Source organism: Runella sp. R5_40 (assembly GCF_057652295.1).
This window is the reverse complement of record NZ_JBYFCH010000003.1, coordinates 179274-201644: the sequence shown is the minus strand read 5'-3', so window position 1 is coordinate 201644 and position 22371 is coordinate 179274. Positions and strand designations below refer to the sequence as shown.

Here is a 22371-nt window from a genome sequence, read left to right as displayed (position 1 = left end):
AAAGTATATTTATTGAGGAGGGCAGCAACCTTGGCCGAAATCGTAAACAACGTCATTTATGGTTACTAAACGTGGATTAATTCTAGCATCAGCAAAAGCAACTGATAAATGGTTTTCTACTTTAACAAAATAACAAGCAACATCTACCATTTTATCACTAACCGCACTATCGAACCATTCACTACGTAATTCACCAATTTCATATGCAACGCCATGGGTATATATTACGTGGTCAACTAAAAATTCATTACGTCCGCTATTATTACTTGATAATTTCAAAATTCTGTTAACATAGTTATCTTCTTTTGACTTCCAATCATTAATAGTACCACTATCCTCGTGTGTAATATCATTTCCAATAACCATTCGAGAATTTCCAATATAATGCTTTGTTTGCACGACCTCAACACCTCGGTTCATTCCACATAGTACCAGCGAAAGATTACAATACTGATTTTCTCTATTTTCGCATCCAAATCGAACTACTAAGTGGGTTACACCACTATTGATAATTTGTTGAAAAGTTTCTATTTTAAAATAGATTACCCTGGGGTCATTTAACAAATGAACTCCTGCAACATTATTAAAATCAAACAATCTTTTGTTGTAAGAGTTTAATGCCTCTTGAAAAGACGATACATTTGGAAATGGGTTACCTAACGTCAACAAACTTTCTCTTGATATTAAAATTGACATCTTAGTAAAAAATTAAAGGGTTTGACATAGATTTTGGTTACTTCCGTAAGTTACCTAAGAACTTACTCATCGCAAAGGTATTAGCATAGTATTTTTTTTTGTACGGGAAACCCACGGTAGTAAGCGGGGAAATCTCCCGTATTTTTTCCGTAACGATCCCTGCTTCAATACGAGCCTTCTCCCCTGTGGAAAGAGCCAACGCTTCCATTACCTTTGTATTAACCCCAACTTTTACTACCTTCACCTCCCTAAACTCAACTAATTATGAATGTATTAACTTCACTCGACGTGCTTATTGGGCTTATTGTGATTTTTTTGGTAGTAAGCCTTGCCTGTACTGTTATCAACGAATGGATTGACGCCCTCCTGCACACGAGGGCACAACAGCTCCGCAATAGTATCAGCCAAATGTTGTCGTCTGCTAATGACAATACGCTGGGTCAGAAATTTCATACGCATCCGCTCATTCAAGCCCTCGAAAGAGACACCAACGTGTGGGGTATTTACAAACGACGAGACAAACCTACCTATATCTCCAATCGAACTTTTCGGCAAGTGCTTTTTGATGTACTCAATAAATTGGTGGCTGACCATCCCATCAATTTTGACGGTACGTTGGAAGAAATCGAGCAAAGTCTCAATGCACTACCCGATTCTGACCTTAAAACGCGCCTTCTTTCCATTCTCAACGAAGTGAAAGCTACTGTCCAAGACGCTAGTAAACGAATTGAAGCCTTCCAAAAAGCCATTGACCAGTGGTTCGACGAGTCGATGGAACGCACTTCCGATTGGTACAAGCGTCGCGTACAGTTATGGACGTTTTTGTCGGGGATTGCATTTTGCACTTTATTAAATATTGATACGCTAACCATTTCTCAATACCTCTGGCAAAACCCAGAGGCTCGACAGGCGTATTTACAAGCCGCCAACAGCATCATTTCCAACGCTTCAACAGACTCGCTCAAAAAAGAATTAGCAGGAAAAGATTCCCTTCAACTCAACAACATTAGTCAGAAAATAGACACATTGTTGGTAAACCTCCGCGAGGAAGTTACCCAAAATACGACGATACCGTTGGGGTGGCAACTAGAAAAGCTTCCGACTTGCACCAAAAATGGTATAGGCGCTTGGCTGGCCTATTGGATACGAAAATTGGCGGGTCTATTGATTAGTATTGGGGCAATCAACGCGGGAGCTCCTTTTTGGTTTGATATGCTCAAAAATGTCGTCAATATCAGAAATTCGTTGAAAAGTAAGACGCTTGGAAAAGATTCATAGGTACGACCACTGTTTTCCTAAACCTAACACCCCTAAACACCATGAACTTATTCTCGGATTGTCCCGCAGGTGATAAAGACTGCTTAATAAAAAAACTAACCAGCAACCGAATTACCCACTACGACCTCAACCATCTCATGCAAATAGCCTCGAGCGACGACCTAAAATCCATCACTCAATCGGTTTTTGACATGGATGAAGCTACATTACTTGAGCGGTCGGCGGTAGAAGGAGCTACACGATGGCTCAATAGCCTCAAAAACGACCGTCGTAAAGACTTGTATGTCAAGAAAATTATGCGTCCGCCCCAAGGTAACCTCAAAAAAGTGGTGGCAGAAGGTGATTCTTGGTTTAATTATCCACTCATCCTGACGGACATCCTCGACTGGATTAGTATGGACAAAAACACGGCTGTTTTCAGCCTTGCTTCGGCCTCCGATTGGCTGGTCAATATTCTCGCATCCAGGGAATATGTCAATGGGCTGTCAGTCCACCAACCCGACTTTTTTCTGATGAGCGGTGGGGGAAATGACGTAGGGGGAATGAGTCGAATGGCGCTTATGGTATCTCATCGGTTCAATGAAACTTCGGAGTTAACACACAGCGCTTGGGCACAGCATCTAATCGCAAACGCCCACGAAAAACCATACCTACTATCCAAAGAAGTGAGTTTGGATACCCGAAAACCAGACGAAAAGAGGTGGAACGATGCCATTGGCTATTTATCCAAAGACTTTTTTGCGTTGATGATGCTCTTTCGTTTGCAGTATTATTCGCTCTTTCATAGTTTGTTGGTAGGCGGCAGAGAAAAATTTCCCGACCTAAAAATCATTACCCAAGGCTACGATTTTCTAGTGCCTTCCGACAATAAAGGTTGGGGAATCAACCCACTCAAATGGTACATTCCTGTCTTACGCTGGATTGGGCATGGCTGGTGGTTGAAAAAACCGTTGATTTTTAAGAAATTATTTGGTGAACAATTGCAACTGGATATTCTCTATGCTTGCATGTATTTCTTCAACGAAATGATGATTGAACTTGAAGAAAAATTCATGGAGCTTCACCCAACGGCTAAAGGACGTCTATTTCACGTTGATTCGCGGGGGTTAGTGCAAAAAAATGAATGGACAGACGAGATTCACCCTCAACCTCACAAATTCAGAACCATTGCCCAAACCTACCTCGACTGCATTCACGGTCAGCCCTCCGACTATAAACACGTTTATCGTTCCATCAATCGCCAAAAACCATAGCCATGAAAATTTCACTTCTCTTCATCGTTGTAGGTGGTCTAACGGCTTACCTATTTCTTACAACAGCGGCTATTTTTCAGGGAAATTTAGACGCTACTTGTAATTTCTGGCCTACCGCCGAGTGTTTAGAGGAGCGGTTTGAGTTGCTTACTTCTATCCAAAAACGCCAACTTCTTGAGGTCGTTCATCTTGACTATTGGTACCTCATTTGCTATCCATTTTTACTTGGAATCTGGGTCTATCGTGAAATGCAGGCACAAACGTTACTTTTGACAAACACCTTACTTAGGTGCTGCTTACTGGTGATTTTTGTTTTGTTTTTGGCTGATGTGGTCGAAAATATCCTTTTAGGACAAATCCTTCAAGACATTTCTTACCCTTTCAAAACCCTTGCCCTTGTCACTCGTTTGAAATGGATAAGTTTCGCTTTTATACTTTTAAGTCTTTTGATTGGTGTAATGGGGCGTAAAACAGGTCTTTTCCTTGTATCTTTGCGGCTCAAAAACCGAATTGAATGATTTCAGTAGATAACGTAACCGTAGAGTTTGGGGGAAGGGCTTTGTTTAGCGACATTACCTTCAACATCAACGAAAAAGACAGAATCGCCCTCATGGGCAAAAATGGAGCAGGAAAATCGACGCTCCTTAAAATCATTGCGGGGGCAGATAAGCCTACGCGCGGCAAAATTTCGGCCCCCAACGACGCCGTCATCGCCTACTTGCCGCAGCACCTGCTCACCGTCGATGATGCTACGGTGTTTGAGGAAGCCCTCAAGGCGTTTGCCGAAGCGCAAGAAATGAAAAACGAGCTTGATGCCCTCAATCACCAGCTCGAAACGCGTACCGACTACGATTCCGACGACTACATGGCCATCATTGAGCGGGTGTCGGAATTGAGCGAAAAATACTACTCGACCGAAGAAGTCAACTACGATGCCGAAGTCGAAAAGACCTTGCTCGGCTTGGGCTTTTTGCGTTCTGATTTCACCCGTAAAACCAATGAGTTTAGCGGTGGCTGGCGGATGCGTATTGAGCTGGCTAAAATTTTGCTCAAAACCCCCGATTTGATTTTGCTGGATGAGCCTACCAACCACCTCGACATCGAGTCGATTCAGTGGTTGGAAGAGTTTTTGATCAATACCGCCAAATCGGTGATTGTGATTTCTCACGACCGTGCCTTTGTTGATAACATCACCAACCGCACCATCGAAATCACCATGGGGCGGATTTATGATTATAAGGTAAACTACTCGCACTATTTGCAGCTTCGCAAAGAACGCTTGGAGCAACAACAGAAGCAGTACAGCGACCAGCAAAAAATGATTGCCGAAACCACCGAGTTTATCGAGCGTTTCAAAGGCACGTATTCCAAAACACTGCAGGTACAGTCGCGGGTGAAGATGCTGGAAAAACTGGACATCGTGGAAGTGGACGAAGTAGATACCTCTGCCCTCAATTTGAAATTCCCACCTGCGCCCCGTTCAGGCAACTACCCCGTCATCGTGGAAGATTTGAGCAAAACCTACGGTGACCATTTGGTTTTCAAAAACGTGAGTATCACCATTGAGCGCGGTCAAAAAGTAGCGTTTGTGGGGAAAAACGGGGAAGGGAAATCGACGCTCGTGAAGGCCATCATGGGTGAACTGGAATATCAAGGCGATCTCAAAATTGGGCACAACTCCATGATTGGGTATTTTGCCCAAAACCAAGCGTCGTTACTCGACCCCGACTTGACGGTTTTCCAGACGATTGATAACATTGCTGTGGGCGAGATTCGCACCAAAATCAAAGATATTTTGGGCGCGTTTATGTTTGGTGGCGATAGTGTCAACAAAAAAGTAGGCGTACTTTCGGGAGGCGAACGTACGCGTTTGGCCATGATTAAGCTGTTGTTGGAGCCCGTCAACCTCCTCATTCTCGATGAGCCTACCAACCACCTCGACCTTAAAACCAAAGACATTTTAAAAGACGCCCTCAAGGCATTTGACGGCACCATCATTTTGATTTCGCACGACCGTGACTTCTTAGACGGCCTGGCCGAAAAAGTATATGAATTTGGCAACCAACGCGTCAGAGAACACCTCGAAGACATCAATGGATTTTTACGCCTCAAGAAAATGGAGAATCTTCGGGAAATTGAGCGAAAAGCCAAATAATCTTCTCTTTCCCACTTATTGACAAACCCCGTATTTCAGCCTTGAAGTACGGGGTTTTGTTTTCTCTTGCATTCCAATAGGCTTAAAAGTCCTAGTGCGTATTTATCCTAAATTTTGTACTTTTACCAAAATTATCAGTGTATCACCTTTTTTTCATTCTTACTTTTTACACATTTCTATTTTCACTAAACGATATAGGCACTTTTTGAACAAACTTAGATTTGTGCAATTTTTTAGTGTATTTATATAAAATTTAACAATTTTCTTTCATAATAGATGGCTAATATTAAAAAATGTAAAATTTTATTTGGTGTTTATTAAAAAACACCTTACTTTTGAATCCGTAAAAAGTACAACAACACCAAACTGATTTATTCAACCACCTTAAATTTTATTGTCAATGGCAAAGGCTAAATTAGAATACATCTGGCTAGACGGCTACAAGCCCACTCAAAGTTTGCGTAGTAAAACTAAGATTGAGAATGATTTCTCGGGTAAGTTGGAAGACTGCGACATGTGGTCATTCGATGGTTCTTCGACAGAACAAGCTCCAGGCGGTTCGTCTGACTGTTTGTTGAAGCCTGTTTTCATTTGCCCAGACCCAGAGCGTTCTAAATTAGGTACGCCTGCTTACTTAGTAATGTGCGAAGTGTTGAACTCTGATGGTACAGCACACGAGTCGAATGGCCGCGCTACTATCGAAGATGACGATAACGATTTTTGGTTTGGTTTTGAACAAGAGTATTTCTTGTGGAACATCGAAATTAACAAACCTGTTGGCTTCCCAGCCAATGGTTATCCTGCCCCACAAGGCCCATACTACTGCTCTGTAGGTGCAAAAAATGCTTACGGACGTGACATCATCGAAGAACACCTTGAATATTGCCTCCAAGCTGGCTTGAACGTTGAAGGTATCAACGCCGAAGTAGCAGCTGGTCAGTGGGAGTTCCAAATCTTCTCTAAAGGTGCAAAAGACGCTGGAGACCAAATTTGGGTAGCTCGTTATTTGTTGGAGCGTATGGGTGAAAAATACGGTGTAGGTATCAACTGGCATTGTAAACCACTCGGCGATACTGACTGGAACGGTTCTGGTATGCACGCTAACTTCTCAAACACTATCTTGAGAACAGCAGGTAACAAAGAAACTTTCGATAAAATCTGTTTAGCGTTTGCTCCAGTTGTTGCTGAGCACATCGCAGTATATGGTGCTGACAATCACCTCCGCTTAACTGGTAAGCACGAAACACAATCAATTGACCAATTCTCATACGGTGTATCAGACCGCGGTGCATCTATCCGTATCCCTATCGTTGCAGTGAAGAAAGGTTGGAAAGGATACTTGGAAGACCGTCGTCCAAATTCAGCTGCTGATCCATACAAAGTGGCAGCTCGTATTATCAAAACCGTTAAAGGCGTAGAAATCTGATTTTTGGAATACATAGCACTAAAAAACCCCGTCTTTGGCGGGGTTTTTTGTTTTTTAGCCTATCTTCGTCGTTCTTTTAAGCCTCTTTACCTTACCATTACATGAACTATTCTGAACTGACTTTCAAAGACCGAAATCCCGTTAAACGATACCTTCAACGCCAGCGGCTCAAAGAAGTCGCCAAAAAATTAACCCAAACTTTCAATGCCCATCCTCATCTACACATTCTGGATTTTGGGTGTGGAAACGCTGAATTGTACAAATACTTGAAAGAAAGCTTTCCTAGTTTTACTTACATTGGTTTCGATCCAAGTGAAAAATACATAGCGGAAGCCAGAACGAATGTAAACCTTACGCCTCAAGATAAGCTTACATTTAACAAAGAACAGATTCTGTCCCAGCATTACGACCTCATTTTCTGCCTCGAAGTGTTTGAACATCTCCCCGACGAAATCATGGCCGTTGAACTTAGCACTGTGCAGCAACTTCTGTCCCCCAAAGGTATCCTAGTCGTGGCTGTACCCAATGAATTATATCTTGTAGCCCTCATTCGTGGCCTTTTCCGTATGACCCGCCGATGGGGTGCCTACGATGCAACACCTAAAAATGTTTTGCTTTCGACCTTAGGCACTCCGCCCACCGACCGCCATAAAACCCTCAACAAAGCAGGGAATTACATTTGGGCACACATGGGGTTTGATTATCGGGTTCTTACCAAAACTCTTCAAAGGTATTTCCATGTTTCAGCACCTTTTGGTTCACCTTTACCGCATTTTCCTTTATTTATTAATGCTGAAGTCAACCTGTTTTGTCGGCAAAAACAGCCCGAAAGTTAAGTCCGTAAAAAATTAACCCCACTCTCCGAAACTCTTACCCACGTAAATTGGGTTAGTAAAATACATTTCCCTTTAAGCTATGAACGAAGAAAAAAAGAGTGGACAGATTTTTGACTTGCCTACCCTGCGTCGCCTGTTTACGTTTGTTAAGCCTTACCAGAAACAATTTTATACCCTCGTAACGCTCATTTTGGTGAGTGCAGCGCTTTCACCGCTTAGTCCACTCCTTTTTCGCTATACCATCGACAATCAAATTGCGTCGGGCGATTACAACGGCCTGGCTAAGATGCTGGCTGTCATGGTAGGTTTATTGTTTTTTCAAGCCATTATTCAGTTCATTCATACCTACTTGGCGGGCTGGTTGGGTCAAAATATCATTCGCGACATTCGGGTGCAGTTGTACGAAAAAATCCTCAACCTTCGGCTTAAGTTTTTTGACCAAACACCCATTGGACGCTTGGTGACGCGTACCGTATCGGATGTGGAAACACTTTCGGACGTTTTTAGCGACGGCATGGCGGCCGTAGCGGGCGATATTTTGCAATTGGTACTGATCATTGGCGTCATGTTTTATACCGATTGGCGGTTGTCCTTGATAAGTTTGGCCACGGTACCTTTTATGTTGATAAGTACATACATTTTTAAGGAGAAAATCAAAGATTCGTTCAACGAGGTACGAACGGCCGTTTCTAATCTGAATGCCTTTGTACAAGAGCACATTACGGGTATGAACATCGTGCAGATTTTCAGCGCCGAAAAAATCGAACTGGATAAGTTTCAAAAAATCAATACCGTACACCGCGACGCTCATATTCGTTCTATTTGGTATTATTCGGTGTATTACCCCGTTGCCGACGTGATTGCGGCCGCTGCTACGGGCTTGATTGTGTGGTACGGTGCCCGCGAAATCCTCCACAACGACATTACCTTCGGGACGGTTACGGCTTTTATCATGTTTACCAACCTGTTTTTCAGGCCCATACGAATGCTAGCCGACCGATTTAACACCCTTCAAATGGGGATTGTAAGTACCGACCGCATCCTCAAATTGCTTGATAGCGACGATTATACGGTCAATAACGGAACCTACGCCCCTACCCAACTGCGCGGTGAAGTATCGTTTAAAAACGTGTGGTTTGCCTACAACGAAGAAGAATACGTCCTCAGAGATATTTCGTTTGATGTAAAAGCAGGTCAAACCGTTGCCTTTGTGGGAGCAACGGGCGCGGGTAAATCGTCGGTCATTAATTTATTGAGCCGTTTTTATGATATAAATAAAGGCGAAATCATGGTGGATGGCGTAGAAATTCACCAGTACGAATTGGGAGCGCTGCGTCACAATATCGGCGTGGTACTGCAAGATGTGTTTTTGTTTTCGGATACTATTCACAACAACATCACCCTTGGAAACCCTGACATCAGTCGTGCTCAAATCATCGAAGCCGCTCAGCTCGTTGGCGCGCATGACTTCATCGAGCGCCTTCCTGGTGGCTACGACTACAACGTAATGGAACGTGGAGCAACACTCTCAGTAGGACAACGGCAGTTGATTTCGTTTGTACGGGCGTTGGTACACGACCCCAAAATCATTGTGTTGGACGAAGCTACCTCGTCGGTCGATACCGAAACCGAGGAATTGATTCAAAATGCCATTGAGAAGCTCATGAAAGGCCGCACGGCCATCGTGATTGCCCACCGCCTTAGCACGATTCAGAAAGCCAACCAAATCATTGTGCTTGACAAAGGCCAAATCAAAGAAAAAGGCACGCACGACGAGCTACTCGAACACGACGGTTTTTATGCCAACCTCTATCGAATGCAGTATAAGGAAGTAGTAGGATAATTTGAACCTCATATCCCACTAATTTCATTATTTACCCGCAGATTGGCGCTGATTTAGAGCCGCAGAAAGCGCAGATGAATTCCTTCATTGAGCCCTTTTTCTGCGGAATCTGCGAGTTAAATCTGCGAAAGTCTGCGGGTAAAACTATACATCCTCAAATTAAATTTAAAACGGTGACGCAACCTGCGTGATTGGTTGTCCGTATTGTAAGTAAACCATTAAACGATTACTTACATCTATGAACAAGTCATCCGTATTCCGTACGATTAAAAACTCCTGTATGCCTGTCGGGTTAGCAGTTTTATTACTGGTAGCTGGTTGTACCACGACCGACAGTACCCCTACTTTCGATGTATCACTAGGACAAACCTCATTGGGGCAAGTGCTTACGGGAGAAAACGGCAAAACGCTTTACTATTTTGCCTCCGACATTACAGGCCAATCGCAGTGCTCAGGTTCGTGCTTGACCAACTGGCCCGTATTTTACAAAGAAACACCCACCCTCGGAACCAACTTAACTGCTACCGATTTTACGACTATTACGCGTGCTGACGGTACCAAACAAACCGCCTACAAGGGCTGGCCGCTTTATTATTATGCGGGTGATACCAAATCGGGAGATGTGGCAGGAGAAAAACTCAACAACGTTTGGTTTGTAGCCAAGCCATCGTACTCGTTGTTTTTTGCCAATGCGCAGTTGGTAGGAAACGACGGTAAAAATTACATGTCGGATTATACGGAAGGAACGGGCAAAACCATTTATTTGGTGGATGCGGCTGGAAAAACGCTCTACGGCTACGTTCCCGACAAAAAGAACACCAACGTTTATACCAAATCGGACTTTAGCAACAACCCTACGTGGCCGATTGCAGAAATTGCTATGCCGACCGATTTACCCAGCAATTTATCGACCAGCGATTTCTCGGTCATCGACGTTTTTGGGCGTAAACAATTGGTATTTAGAGGACATCCACTCTACTATTTTGGCCCAGATAATGGTGTCAAAGGAATAACCAAAGGTGTAAGCGTACCTAAACCAGGGATATGGCCTGTATATAACGCAACGACCACTGCTTTGCAATAAAAAAATAAACCCTTCCAAGATTTGAAACCTTGGAAGGGCTATAAATACCGTGGTTATAAGTAACCACGGGCACGTTTATCGACTAATACTCGTGCGGTAACGGCTGGTTGATTTGCTCGTGCCACGGCAAACCGTGCTGATTGAGCAAGTCCATGAATGGATCTGGATTTAACTCTTCGCAGTTCCAAACCCCTGCTTTCATCCAATCGGCGTTGGTCAACATCAACATCGCACCAATCATCGCTGGTACGCCTGTAGTGTAGCTAACCGCCTGCGCACGTACTTCTTTCCAGCACTCGGCGTGGTCGCAGTTGTTCCACACGTAGTACGTTTTATCTTGGCCGTCTTTAATTCCTTTGATTTGGCAACCAATCGACGTTTGTCCTGTGTAGTTTTCACCCAACGAATCTGGCGGAGGCAATACCGCTTTCAAAAACTCCAACGGCACAATGTCCATGCCCTGAAACTTAATCGGCGCAATGCTCGTCATACCCACGTTTTGAAGTACTTCTAAGTGCGTCAAATACGCCTGCCCAAACGTCATCCAAAAACGAGCGCGTTTCAACGTTGGGAAATTTTTCACCAACGACTCCAATTCTTCGTGGTACAACACGTAGCTTTCTTTGGGGCCAATGCCTGGGTAATCAATCGGCTTGTGAATGCTCATCGCAGGAATTTCCACCCACTCCCCATTTTCCCAGTAACGACCTGGCTGCGTAATCTCACGAATGTTGATTTCGGGGTTGAAGTTGGTAGCAAATGCCTTTCCGTGGTTTCCAGCGTTGCAGTCGATGATGTCGAGGTAGTGCATTTCATCAAACTGGTGCTTGTTGGCAAACGACGTAAACACCTGCGTCACGCCTGGGTCAAACCCACAGCCCAATAATGCCATCAAGCCTGCCTCTTTGAAACGCTCTTGGTACGCCCACTGCCAGCTATACTCAAACTTTGCCACGTCTTTTGGTTCGTAGTTGGCCGTATCGAGGTAGTGAATCCCCGTTTCCAAACACGCATCCATGATGGTCAGGTCTTGGTAAGGCAAGGCCACGTTAATCACCATTTTAGGCTGAAACGACTTGATAAGCACCACAAGCTCCGCCACGATGTCGGCATCTACTGCGGCCGTTTGGATCGTTACCCCGTGCATTTCTTTGATGTCAGCCGCAATTTTATCGCATTTCGACTTGGTACGGCTTGCCAGCATGATTTCGGTGAAAACGTGCGAATTCATTGCGCATTTGTGCGCAACCACGCCCCCTACTCCTCCTGCTCCTATGATTAAGACTTTTGACATTTTAGTTGTGAGAGATTTGGTGACTGAGCCGCTTTCGTTAGCATTTAACTTCCGCCAGCTCAAAATTTAGTCGGCAAAGATACGATGCCTAAGCGTTTTTTCTGTTATTTGAATGTTAGTTTTTAAACAGTTAACTTCATGGACATCCTTTTACTCATTTTAGCCATTGCTGGGCTGTTGGTAGGGCTTGCGGGTGCCGTTCTTCCGCTCCCTGGGCCGCCATTAAGTTTTGTTGGATTGTTGTGTCTTTATTTTTGCAGCTACGCCACCATGAGCTCATGGGTAATGTACTCCTTTGGGTTTGTGACAGTCATCATCACTGTTCTGGATTATTACGTACCAATTTGGGGTATCAAAAAATTTGGCGGGAGTCAATACGGCACTTGGGGCTCTACGTTGGGGCTGCTACTTGGCTTTTTTGTCATTCCTGCCTTAGGAATATTTTTAGGTGCCTTTTTGGGGGCGCTTGTGGGCGAACTTATCGGCGGGATGGCCTTCGATAAAGCCTTAAAAGCTGCTTTTGGATCATTTTTAGGCTTTTTGTCGGGTATTGTAATGAAAGTAATTTTGTGTTTGGCCATGATTATTTACGCCGTTGTGGCCTTGGTCTAGGCATTTTTTTTAAACTTTCGATCTACTGGCGTAGGGGGATTGCTGTAGCGAGTTGTCATCTTAGCAAATAGCCAAGAAAACAAACCTCTGTCAACTTTCTCCCGTCGCCCAGTAGGGTAGCCTAGTAAATTGTACTCGCCTTTTACAACACCGCTTTTGCTCGGTGACGGGATTCTTTTTGTTAAAAAATCACAATCCTCAAAAGCCATGCAAAGCTACATCCGTTTTAAAAACAATCGTTTCCATCACCTTTTTTCGCGTTACTCGTATGTTTTCATCACAATCATTTTCCTTTTACTTTCCACCCCACAAATAACTCATTCCCAAACCCTTACCCAAACTATACGTGGAATAGTGGTAGATAAGAGCCTCCAAACGCCCATTGCAGGGGCGAGCATTGTACTGGTAAATAGCCAACCACTCCGAGGTACGACCACTAGCACCGATGGCGACTTTGCTTTACCCAACGTGCCGATAGGCCGTCAAACGTTGAAAGTGACGTATATGGGCTACAAAGAGAGTGTTATGAGCAATATCACTGTCAATGCGGGCAAAGAATTGGTCTTAACCATCGGCCTCGAAGAAGACATCACGCAGTTAGCCGAAATTACGGTCAAACCGACCGTTGAAAAAGACAAGCCTCTCAACGACATGGCCACCGTAAGTGCGCGTACGTTTTCGGTCGAAGAAACTCAACGCTACGCCGCCGCTGTCAACGACCCTGCACGCATGGCGACGGCTTACGCGGGGGTAATGTCAGCCGACGATGGGGGTAATAATATTGTCATTCGGGGTAACTCGCCCAACGGCTTACTGTGGCGAATGGAGGGCATTGATATTCCCAACCCCAACCATTTTTCGAGCTTGGGCGCTTCGGGCGGGGGCATTTCGATTTTGAGCGCGCAGGTATTGACCAACTCCGACTTTATGACGGGCGCTTTTTCCGCCGAATACGGAAATGCGCTCTCGGGCGTGTTTGACCTTAGGCTCCGTAAAGGCAACAATCAAAAGCGCGAATACACCGTTCAGGCGGGATTGTTAGGGCTAGACGTGGCTGCCGAGGGGCCTTTTTCTTCTACGTATAAAGGTTCTTATTTGGTCAACTATCGCTACTCTACCCTCGAACTTTTGAGTAAAATTGGCCTTCCCGTCGGTGATTTTGCCCAGCGTTTTCAGGATATTTCGTACAACATTTCGCTTCCTACCCAAAAATGGGGGAAATTTACGCTCTTTGGTTTTGGCGGATTGAGCAGCAGCACGGGCGTAGCCAAAGCCGATTCAACGCTCTGGAAAACCGAAGGCGACAAGCGTTTTGATGAAAAATTTAAGTCCAATACGGGAGCTTGGGGAGCAACGCACTCGCTTAACTTCAGTCCCAATGCGTTACTAAAAACAGTCGTGCTTTATTCGGCCTACGAAAACGGGTTTACCCAAAAACGCTACACCTATAACTACGTTTTTGAACCCCGCTACGACGAACACTATCAACTCAACAAATTATCGGTATCAAGTACACTCAATTACAAGTTCAGCGCCCGCCTTGCGCTCCGTACGGGGGCGATTTGGAGTCACCAAACGTACGATTTTTTCCGAGAAGCGTGGGATGCCGAAGCGAAGAAATGGGAACGCTATGTATCGTCCAAAGGCCAAACCGCTACCCTTCAGGTCTTTGCGCAAGCCAATTATAAACTCACCGAACGACTCACGGCCAATCTTGGGGTGCATACCCTGCGTTTATTCCTCAACGACCGCCAAAGTATTGAACCACGGGCGTCGGTCAAATGGGACTTGGCTACGGGGCAATCGTTGGCAGTAGGCTACGGACTTCATAGCCAAACGCATCCGCTCGCCTTGTATTTTTATTCTCCAACGGCTGATGATATTCCTAATCGTTACCCCAACCAGTCGCTTAATTTCACCAAGGCTCACCACCTTGTCTTTTCGTACGACCGACTTTTGAGCGAACACACTCGCCTCAAAACCGAGGCTTATTACCAGTCGCTGTACGGCGTACCTGTCAGCGCCAACCAGCGTGATGCTATCTCTATTCTCAACGTTGCGGATGGCTTTATTTCCAAACAGTTGGCCAACAACGGACGAGGCGAAAACTACGGATTTGAGCTTACGTTGGAGCGTTTTTTACACAATAACTTTTATTACCTCGTCAGTGGCTCAATTTTCAAATCGCGCTACCAAGGCTCCGACGAAGTTTGGCGCAGCACGCGTTTTGACGCAGGAAGTGCCTTGAATGTGTTGGTGGGAAAAGAATGGCAACTAGGTCAAGGAAAAAATAACGTACTGGGTATCAACCTCAAAACCACTTACATGGGTGGCTATCGTACCACGCCCATCGACCTTGCAGCTTCTCGCCGCCAAGGACAAACGGTATGGATAGATGCCCAAACCAACCAAGACAAATTGGATGCGTATTTTCGGTCGGATGTACGGGTAAGTTGGAAGCGCAACAAAAACGGCTTCACCAGTACGCTTTCTCTCGATCTTCAGAATGCCACCAACCGCCAAAATGTCTATAACCATTTCTTTGATTCTAACCTCAACGAAATCCGTACGGTGTATCAGTTACCGCTCATTCCTGTCTTGAACTACCGAGTGGAGTTTTAGGGGGTAAATGAATGTAAAGTTTATTGCATTTATTTCAAAACACATAGAACACATTAGAATAAACACAGAGTGATCTATGTTTTCTAGATAATTAGCAGAAAACCATCTGTATATCAACACTTTGAATTTTTCTTTTTCATAAAACTTGGCTGATTATAAATTTATAACCAGCCAAGTTACCCCATTTTTACCCTAATTTGGCTGATTATAATAAAAATTACTTCACCCCAGCATTTACCATTTCAAACACCAAACTAGCCGCCAAGCGGGCGGTGCGGTTGTCGATGTCGAGGCGGGGGTTAAGCTCGGCGATGTCGGCACTCACGAGTTTGGGCGACGAAACGATGGCTTGCAATGCCTGCCGAAAGGTACGGTCGGGTACCAAGCCATTGTACGCCAATGCACTCACCCCTGGCGCATACGGTGCCGCAAATACGTCCATGCAAATCGTCAAATAGACCTTGTCAACCCGTGCCATGAAAGTCGCAATCGTGTGCAGAATAAGCATGAGATTTTCGGGGTAAAAATCGTCGGCCAAGAGGTGCTTTACGCCGTAGTGCTTGGCGGTAGCAAACAAACGTTGGGTATTGCTATTGGTCTGAATCCCCAAAGCCAGGTAGTGAAAATCGCTTTCTTCCTGCGCCAATTGCCAAAAACCCGTCCCCGAACTCGCCCCCACCGCAGGGTCAGGCTCACGAATGTCGAAATGCGCATCGAAATTGATGATTCCGATTCTTTGGCGGGGAAACGCCTTCCGAAGACCTCGAAAATGCCCGTACATCACTTCATGGCCACCTCCAAACACCATCGGTTGGTAGCCCAATTGAACAAGTTGCGCCACGGCATCGGCCAGTTCGCTTTGGGCTTCTTCGAGCTGCGTGCCTTCGCACACGCAATCGCCCACGTCCACCAGCGCTCCTTTGGTCAACGAATGTGCTGGAAAATTGGCACAAACCGAACGAAGCACACTCGGCGCAGCACTCGCGCCTAAGCGGCCTTTGTTGCGGCGCACGCCTTCATCGCAGGCAAAGCCCAGTATGGCAATGGCTTTACGGGCGGTGAGTTCGGCCAGCGGTGTGCATTCCACCACTTGGTGCCAGCGCCACAAATCGGGGGCATCGCCGTCGTTGCGGCCTTGCCAGAGGTTGGGTTGAGGGGGGTGAGGCATGGGGTATGGTTTTAGCGGTACATGAAGATACGATTATTTACAATCAGCAGTTTTTACTAGATTTGTAATATGGACATAGCAAACGATAACGGTAGATTTATTTCAATCTTATCCGATTATGGCTTTAAAGCTACATTCGGAAATGAAGCAGATACTACTTTTCTTAAAAAAGCACTTCAAGCACTAATAAATTCGCCTTTAGCTATCAAAGAAATAGCTTTTGTCAAAAATGAATTGACCGCTATTACTGTTGATAGTCGTAGTGGGATTTATGATATTGCCTGCATTGACGAAAATAACCAACACTTCATCGTGGAAATGCAATTAAGTGAGTATCCTGAGTTTATTCAACGAATGAAATTCTATGCTTTACATCGGTTTAATACGCTTGTAAAGAAAGGCGAGTATCGCTTTGAAAACTTACCCAAGATTTATTGTATCGGGATATTGGCAAAAACAATATTCCCTCAAATTTCTGACTATCATAACATTGCGATATTACGTAACGCTCAAAACGAAACCATTGATGATCAATTAACGTTTATAACTTTGGAGTTGGATAAATTCACAAAAAAAGAACATGAAGTCAAAAATGACTTAGATAAGCTGGTTTTTACGATGAAAAACTTACACAACATTACCGATTCTTCGCAGTTTCCTGAGTTTTGGAGTGAAGAATGGCTAAAAAAAGCTATCTCCGAAGTTGACTTGCGTAACATGACTCCCGAACAAAAATTAGCTTACGAAATGACACTTTCAGCTAATGCTTTGGCTGTTAAAAATGAAAACAAGAGAATTAAAGAAGTCATAAATCAAAAAAATAAAGATAATGTTTTAAAAGCTTTGAAAAGAGGAAAGCTCACAATCGAAGAAATTGCAGAAGACAATGATGTTACGATAGATTTTGTTGTTTCAGTTCAACAAAATCCTATTGCTGAAAAGTAAATTTTGTTCTCCTATCACCACACCCTATACGGCTTCAGCCGCCCTTGTTGGTAAAGAACTTCTCGAAAATCGGCGCAAGCATAGCCCTGTAAATCAGCCGTATAACCCACTTCAACCCGTCCAACTTCCCTTAATTTCAACGCCTTAGCGGCTCGGAACGTCAGCCCTGCCAGTACCTCGGCGGTGCTTAGTTTTTGGTAGGTAGCCAAAATAGCCGCTTGGGTCAGCAAGTCGCCCATTGGGGCAGAACCTGGGTTAAAATCGGAGGCAATGGCCACGCAAGCCCCCGCATCTAAGAGCCTGCGGGCGGGAGCAAAAGGCTCACCCAAGCCCAACGACGCCCCTGGCAACACCACCGCCACCGTATCCGACTGCGCCAAGGCATGAATCTCCTTTTCGGTACTCGCTTCCAAGTGATCGGCCGACAAAGCCCCCATCTCCACGGCCAAGGTCGAACTTCCCGCCGTAAACTGGTCGGCATGAACCGTCAGGTCAAAGCCCAACGCCTTGGTTTTCTGCAAAAACTGCCTGCTTTCGGCAAGTCCAAACGCCGATTGCTCGACGAAAATATCCACCCGTTGACTCAGTTGCTCGGTGCGGATTTGGGGCAGCAATTCTGCCGTTATCCATGCTAAATACGCTTCCTGCGAACCTGCAAAGTCTTTGGGCTTAATGTGAGCCGCCAAGCAGGTGGGCACGAGGCGAGCCTTCGCTCCCAATCGCTGTTGTACCCGCCCAATCACCCGCAGCATTTTGAGCTCGTTCTCAAGGTCTAATCCGTATCCGCTTTTGATTTCGAGCGTCTTGATGCCCTGCTGTAAAAAACGTTCTACCCGCCCTAGGGTCAGCTTAAAAAGGGTTTGTTCGTCGCAGGCTCGGGTTTGGCTTACACTGCTCCAAATCCCGCCGCCCGCTGCCGCAATTTCGAGGTAAGTTTTTCCCGCATTACGGGCGGCAAAGTCGTTGGCACGGCTTCCCGCAAAACAGGTATGCGTGTGGCAATCCACAAAACTTGGCAGCAGCACCGTCGGCTGAGTGATTTCTTCCACCGTCGCCTCTGGGTACGCTTTTACCAATGGCTCAAACCCACCCACGGCCTGAATCCGTCCGTTGTGGAGCAACACCCCGCCGTGTTTGATGACCTCCAGCGCTTCGTCTTTAAGGGCGCCCTTCTCGGGCAAACCCTGCAAGGTCACTACCTGCGTAAATGGCCCGATTAGTTTCATAGTCTCAACCCAAATTTATCGGCCCAGTGGCTCGCTTTTTCGTAACCCGCATCGTGATGCCTAAACACACCCATGGCAGGGTCGTTGTACAACACCCGTCGAAGGCAGGCTTCGGCACGGTCGGTTCCGTCGGCAAGCACCACCATGCCAGCGTGTTGGGAGTAGCCCATACCCACGCCTCCTCCGTGGTGAAACGATACCCACGTTGCCCCGCCCGAGGTATTGGACATGAGGTTGAGTAGCGTCCAGTCCGATACGGCATCGGAGCCATCAAGCATCGACTCCGTCTCACGGTTGGGCGACGCCACCGAGCCGCAGTCGAGGTGGTCACGTCCAATCACAATCGGGGCTTTCACCTTGCCCGTTTTCACCAACTCATTGAAAATCAAACCCGCTTTTTCCCGTTCGCCCATACCCAGCCAACAAATACGAGCAGGCAAGCCCTGAAACGCAATCTTGGTTTGGGCTTCAGTAAGCCATCGAATCAAGGCTTTGTTTTCGGGAAAAGCGGCTATGAGTGCTTCGTCCGTCACCCGAATATCGTCGGGGTCACCCGACAGCGCCACCCATCGAAAAGGCCCTTTGCCTTCGCAAAACAACTGCCGTATGTACGCAGGCGTAAACCCAGGAAAGTTAAACGCATTGGGTTCGCCTCCCTGACGGGCAAATTCCCGCAGGTTGTTGCCGTAATCAAACACAATCGAACCTCTTTTTTGCATTTCGAGCATAAAACCCACGTGTCGAGCCATGCTTTTTTTGGAGCGCAGTTGGTAATCCGCAGGGTTTTCTTGGCGGAGTTGTTGAGCTTCTCCCAAACTCATTCCGTGGGGAACGTAGCCGTTCAGCGGGTCGTGTGCGGAGGTTTGGTCGGTCAAAATTTCGGGAATAATATTATCTTCCAACAATTGATGCAGCACATCGCCAATGTCACCCACCAATCCCACCGACACGTTTTCGCCTTTGGCTTTGGCTTCCAGCACCCACCCGACGGCCTCGTCGTAGCTGTGCGTCATGCGGTCGATGTAACGCGTTTCGAGGCGTTTTTGAATGCGGGTGGGGTCAATATCCACGCCCAAAAACGTGGCTCCCGCCAGCGTTGCGGCCAACGGCTGTGCGCCACCCATGCCGCCCAAACCACCCGTTACCAGCAATTTACCCCGTAAATCTCCTCCAAAATGTTGACGACCACATTCTACAAAGGTTTCGTACGTTCCTTGCAAAATGCCTTGGGTACCAATGTAAATCCAGCTCCCTGCCGTCATTTGCCCGTACATCATCAACCCTTTGGCCCTCAACTCATTAAAATGCTCCCACGTGGACCATGCAGGCACCAAATTACTGTTAGCGATGAGCACTCGGGGCGCTTGCGGATGCGTACGAACGATGCCCACGGGCTTTCCCGACTGCACCAACAGCGAATGTTCTTCGTCCAATTCCAACAAAATTTCGATGATTTTTTGCAATGACTCACGGTTACGAGCCGCTTGCCCGATGCCGCCATAGACCACCAATTCGTCGGGATTTTCGGCCACTTCGGCGTCGAGGTTGTTGAGTAACATCCGCAACGGCGCTTCCGTTTGCCACGATTTGGCGTGCAGTTGCGTTCCTCTCGGTGCTTTGTAGTGCGGGTGATTGGCGTAAGTCTTAATAAATTCGGAAGTCGTCATAGTGCTCATTGAGGTTACAGGTTTCACTCACGAGATTCGGAAGAATGTCAGTTTGTAGCAGTTGATGAAGGGTAGCAATATCGTCGGAGAAAATTTTATCTTCGGTCGCAAACGGCACGTGTTTTCGGATTTCGCCCAAGAGTTTTTCCATCACCGCACTCGATTGAAGCGGTCGGCGAAACTCCAGCGCTTGGGACGCATAGAGCAGCTCAATGGCCAAAATATACTCCAGGTTATCAATCACTTGGTTCAGTTTTCGACCACTGATGGAGCCCATCGACACGTGGTCTTCTTGCCCCAGCGACGTAGGAATGCTATCGGCCGAAGCAGGGAAGCAGAGCGATTTGTTTTCGGACACCAACGCTGCCGTTGTGTACTGCGGAATCATAAAACCAGAGTTCAGACCCGTTTCTTTCAACAGTAGTTTGGGCAGGCCAAAACGCCCTTCGAGCATCAAATAACAACGGCGGTCGGAGATATTACCCACTTCGGCAGCGGCCAAGGTTGCGTAGTCGAGCGGCAAAGCCAAAGGCTGTCCGTGGAAATTCCCCCCGCTGATGGTATCGTGGTCGCCCAGCACCACGGGGTTGTCGGTCACGGCATTAAGTTCAATTTCGGTTAATTCTTTCAGGTGCAGCCACGCATTGCGGGAAGCCCCGTGTACCTGCGGCATACAACGCAACGAATAAGGGTCTTGCACCCGACCGCAGTCAGTATGCGATGCCAACACCTCTGAGCCATCTATCAGTCGCCGTAAGCGCTGTGCCACTAGCATACTCCCCCGAAACGGACGAATCTGGTGCAAACGGGCATCGAACGGCTTCACCGAACCCATTAGCGCTTCCAACGAAAACGCCCCGATGAGGTCGGCCATTTCGAGGCAGTGGTGCAAGCGAGCCACCCCACGCACGGCATGAGCCAAAATAAATTGCGTACCATTAATGAGCGCCAACCCTTCTTTGGGGCCTAGCTCAATCGGCGCCAACTCAAAATGCGCCAAGGCGTGCGCCGTGGGCACTTTTTGCGCGTTCCAATACACGTATCCTAAACCAATCAAGGGTAAAAAAAGGTGCGCCAAAGGTGCCAAATCGCCCGAGGCACCCACCGAACCCTTTTCAGGAACGACGGGGATTACATCATTTTCGATGTGCCAAAGGATGCGCCGAAGGGTATGGAGACTGATACCCGAATACCCCTGCGCCAAGGCATGAACCTTACAAATCAGCATGGTTTTGGCGATTTCGGGCAAAATCGGGTTACCCACCCCCACACTGTGACTGATGAGCAAATTGTATTGAAGCGTCTTGGTTTGTTCTTCCGAAATGGGCGTATCGCACAGCGGCCCAAAGCCCGTATTGATGCCATAAACGGTTTCGTGCTGCGCCACGATGTTTTTCACAAACTGATGGCTTGCTTCTATTTTTTGAACGACCTCCTCGCAAAGCACTCCTTGGAGTTTGCCTTCGGCGAGTTGCAGGGTTTTCCCTACCGTCAGGGTATCTTTACCGTAGAAAAACATAGGATAAAGTTTAAGTACTGGTTTACTGCTTCAACAGTCGTTGGCTCAGTGATTTTTGGGCAAAACTTTGTTCGACACTCAACAGCGACGACAGCAGGGCGGTATTCGCTTTGTTTTCGTGCATCAACTCCTGCATCGCTTGGTCAAGTTCCGCCCACACGGGTTCTACGGCCTCTTGCAATTGACGCCCCTGCTCGGTAAAACGAATCAAGCGCTTACGTCCGTCGTGTTCGGAGGGATAGCTTTCGAGCAATCCTTTTTGTTCCAAGCTTTTCGCCAATTGGCTTATCGCTGAGTGCGATACTTCGAGGGCTTCGGCAAGGTCGATGAGCGAAATGTGTTCGTTTTTTGAAATCAAATAAAACATCGAAAACCACGAGGCATCGAAGGGAATACCCTTTTCGGCATAGACCTTGTTGACTTCCGACAAAAAATACTCACTGAGTCGGCGCAGGCGACTTCCCAAAATCAACCCGCCGAGTTTTTGGTAAAAATTCATGGTACAAATATATATTAGCACTTATATAATTTACAATTATTTTTAGAAAATAAATCATTTTTCTAAAAAACAAAACAGGTTAAACGCATTAAAAAGTAGCCTCAGCGAGGCTAAATCTTAGTAGAAAAATGGGGATTTGGGGGGATTTGATTCATTTTTCTACTAAGATGTAGCTCCTCTGGAGCAATCAATAGCAACTCTAGATTTTAATGCGTTCAACCTGAAAACAAAAGGACTTCTCCGCCAAT

General features: G+C 46.3%; 18 protein-coding genes. 11 read left to right on the top strand and 7 right to left on the bottom strand.

Annotated elements, in window-relative coordinates; translation table 11 throughout:
- Nucleotides 1–9: 9 nt before the first annotated feature.
- Complete coding sequence (locus AC23N5_RS08020) at nucleotides 10–696, bottom strand: hypothetical protein (protein ID WP_487755146.1); 687 nt, start codon at nucleotides 694–696, stop codon at nucleotides 10–12.
- A 264-nt stretch (nucleotides 697–960) separates the two neighbouring features.
- Between AC23N5_RS08020 and AC23N5_RS08015 the strand changes: the two genes are divergently transcribed.
- The 8 genes from AC23N5_RS08015 (at nucleotide 961) to AC23N5_RS07980 (ending at nucleotide 10571) form a co-directional block, all read left to right on the top strand.
- Nucleotides 961–1974 carry a hypothetical protein gene (locus tag AC23N5_RS08015; RefSeq protein ID WP_487755145.1) on the top strand — a complete coding sequence of 338 codons (1014 nt, stop codon included), beginning with the start codon at nucleotides 961–963 and terminating at the stop codon, nucleotides 1972–1974.
- A gap of 41 nt (nucleotides 1975–2015) precedes the next feature.
- On the top strand, nucleotides 2016–3227 hold the full coding sequence (locus AC23N5_RS08010; RefSeq protein WP_487755144.1) for a hypothetical protein: 1212 nt from the start codon (nucleotides 2016–2018) through the stop codon (nucleotides 3225–3227).
- 2 nt (nucleotides 3228–3229) lie between these two features.
- Entirely contained in the window at nucleotides 3230–3745 is a 516-nt protein-coding gene (locus AC23N5_RS08005; protein ID WP_487755143.1) for a hypothetical protein, read from the top strand.
- Nucleotides 3742–5382 (top strand): ABC-F family ATP-binding cassette domain-containing protein, encoded by a 1641-nt coding sequence (locus tag AC23N5_RS08000; protein ID WP_487755142.1) that lies wholly within the window; start codon nucleotides 3742–3744, stop codon nucleotides 5380–5382. Before AC23N5_RS08005 ends, AC23N5_RS08000 begins: the two co-directional genes overlap by 4 nt.
- Nucleotides 5383–5782: 400 nt before the next feature.
- Nucleotides 5783–6808: a glutamine synthetase beta-grasp domain-containing protein gene (locus AC23N5_RS07995; RefSeq protein ID WP_487755141.1), complete on the top strand. Its 1026-nt coding sequence runs from the start codon at nucleotides 5783–5785 to the stop codon at nucleotides 6806–6808.
- Between the two features lie 101 nt (nucleotides 6809–6909).
- Nucleotides 6910–7644 carry a class I SAM-dependent methyltransferase gene (locus AC23N5_RS07990; protein ID WP_487755140.1) on the top strand — a complete coding sequence of 245 codons (735 nt, stop codon included), beginning with the start codon at nucleotides 6910–6912 and terminating at the stop codon, nucleotides 7642–7644.
- A gap of 79 nt (nucleotides 7645–7723) precedes the next feature.
- Nucleotides 7724–9487: an ABC transporter ATP-binding protein gene (locus AC23N5_RS07985; RefSeq protein WP_487755139.1), complete on the top strand. Its 1764-nt coding sequence runs from the start codon at nucleotides 7724–7726 to the stop codon at nucleotides 9485–9487.
- Nucleotides 9488–9725: 238 nt separating this feature from the next.
- Complete coding sequence (locus AC23N5_RS07980; protein ID WP_487755138.1) at nucleotides 9726–10571, top strand: hypothetical protein; 846 nt, start codon at nucleotides 9726–9728, stop codon at nucleotides 10569–10571.
- 82 nt (nucleotides 10572–10653) lie between these two features.
- Here AC23N5_RS07980 and AC23N5_RS07975 read toward each other — a convergent pair whose 3' ends face one another.
- Nucleotides 10654–11865, bottom strand: coding sequence for a saccharopine dehydrogenase family protein (locus AC23N5_RS07975; protein WP_183980540.1), 1212 nt, complete (start codon nucleotides 11863–11865; stop codon nucleotides 10654–10656).
- 138 nt (nucleotides 11866–12003) lie between these two features.
- Here AC23N5_RS07975 and AC23N5_RS07970 point away from each other — a divergent pair, with 138 nt between their 5' ends.
- Both AC23N5_RS07970 and AC23N5_RS07965 read left to right on the top strand, forming a co-directional pair.
- The gene (locus AC23N5_RS07970) at nucleotides 12004–12477 is read left to right on the top strand and encodes a DUF456 domain-containing protein (protein ID WP_487755137.1); all 474 of its coding nucleotides are present in this window, start codon (nucleotides 12004–12006) and stop codon (nucleotides 12475–12477) included.
- Between the two features lie 207 nt (nucleotides 12478–12684).
- Nucleotides 12685–15099 carry a TonB-dependent receptor gene (locus AC23N5_RS07965; protein ID WP_487755136.1) on the top strand — a complete coding sequence of 805 codons (2415 nt, stop codon included), beginning with the start codon at nucleotides 12685–12687 and terminating at the stop codon, nucleotides 15097–15099.
- Between the two features lie 217 nt (nucleotides 15100–15316).
- Here AC23N5_RS07965 and hutG read toward each other — a convergent pair whose 3' ends face one another.
- Nucleotides 15317–16267 carry a formimidoylglutamase gene (hutG, locus tag AC23N5_RS07960; RefSeq protein ID WP_487755135.1) on the bottom strand — a complete coding sequence of 317 codons (951 nt, stop codon included), beginning with the start codon at nucleotides 16265–16267 and terminating at the stop codon, nucleotides 15317–15319.
- 69 nt (nucleotides 16268–16336) lie between these two features.
- Here hutG and AC23N5_RS07955 point away from each other — a divergent pair, with 69 nt between their 5' ends.
- The gene (locus AC23N5_RS07955; protein WP_487755134.1) at nucleotides 16337–17212 is read left to right on the top strand and encodes an Rpn family recombination-promoting nuclease/putative transposase; all 876 of its coding nucleotides are present in this window, start codon (nucleotides 16337–16339) and stop codon (nucleotides 17210–17212) included.
- A 14-nt stretch (nucleotides 17213–17226) separates the two neighbouring features.
- On the opposite strand, the gene hutI is transcribed toward AC23N5_RS07955, so the two are convergent.
- From hutI to AC23N5_RS07935, 4 genes are read right to left on the bottom strand one after another with little or no spacing between them, the layout of a single operon-like run.
- Nucleotides 17227–18438, bottom strand: coding sequence for an imidazolonepropionase (gene hutI / locus AC23N5_RS07950; protein WP_487755133.1), 1212 nt, complete (start codon nucleotides 18436–18438; stop codon nucleotides 17227–17229).
- Nucleotides 18435–20105: a urocanate hydratase gene (gene hutU, locus AC23N5_RS07945; RefSeq protein ID WP_487755359.1), complete on the bottom strand. Its 1671-nt coding sequence runs from the start codon at nucleotides 20103–20105 to the stop codon at nucleotides 18435–18437. Before hutU ends, hutI begins: the two co-directional genes overlap by 4 nt.
- Nucleotides 20083–21624, bottom strand: a complete 1542-nt coding sequence (gene hutH / locus AC23N5_RS07940) for a histidine ammonia-lyase (RefSeq protein WP_487755132.1) — start codon at nucleotides 21622–21624, stop codon at nucleotides 20083–20085. The genes hutU and hutH overlap by 23 nt, the downstream gene beginning before the upstream one ends.
- A gap of 22 nt (nucleotides 21625–21646) precedes the next feature.
- The gene (locus tag AC23N5_RS07935; RefSeq protein ID WP_487755131.1) at nucleotides 21647–22123 is read right to left on the bottom strand and encodes a MarR family winged helix-turn-helix transcriptional regulator; all 477 of its coding nucleotides are present in this window, start codon (nucleotides 22121–22123) and stop codon (nucleotides 21647–21649) included.
- Between the last annotated feature and the right edge of the window lie 248 nt (nucleotides 22124–22371).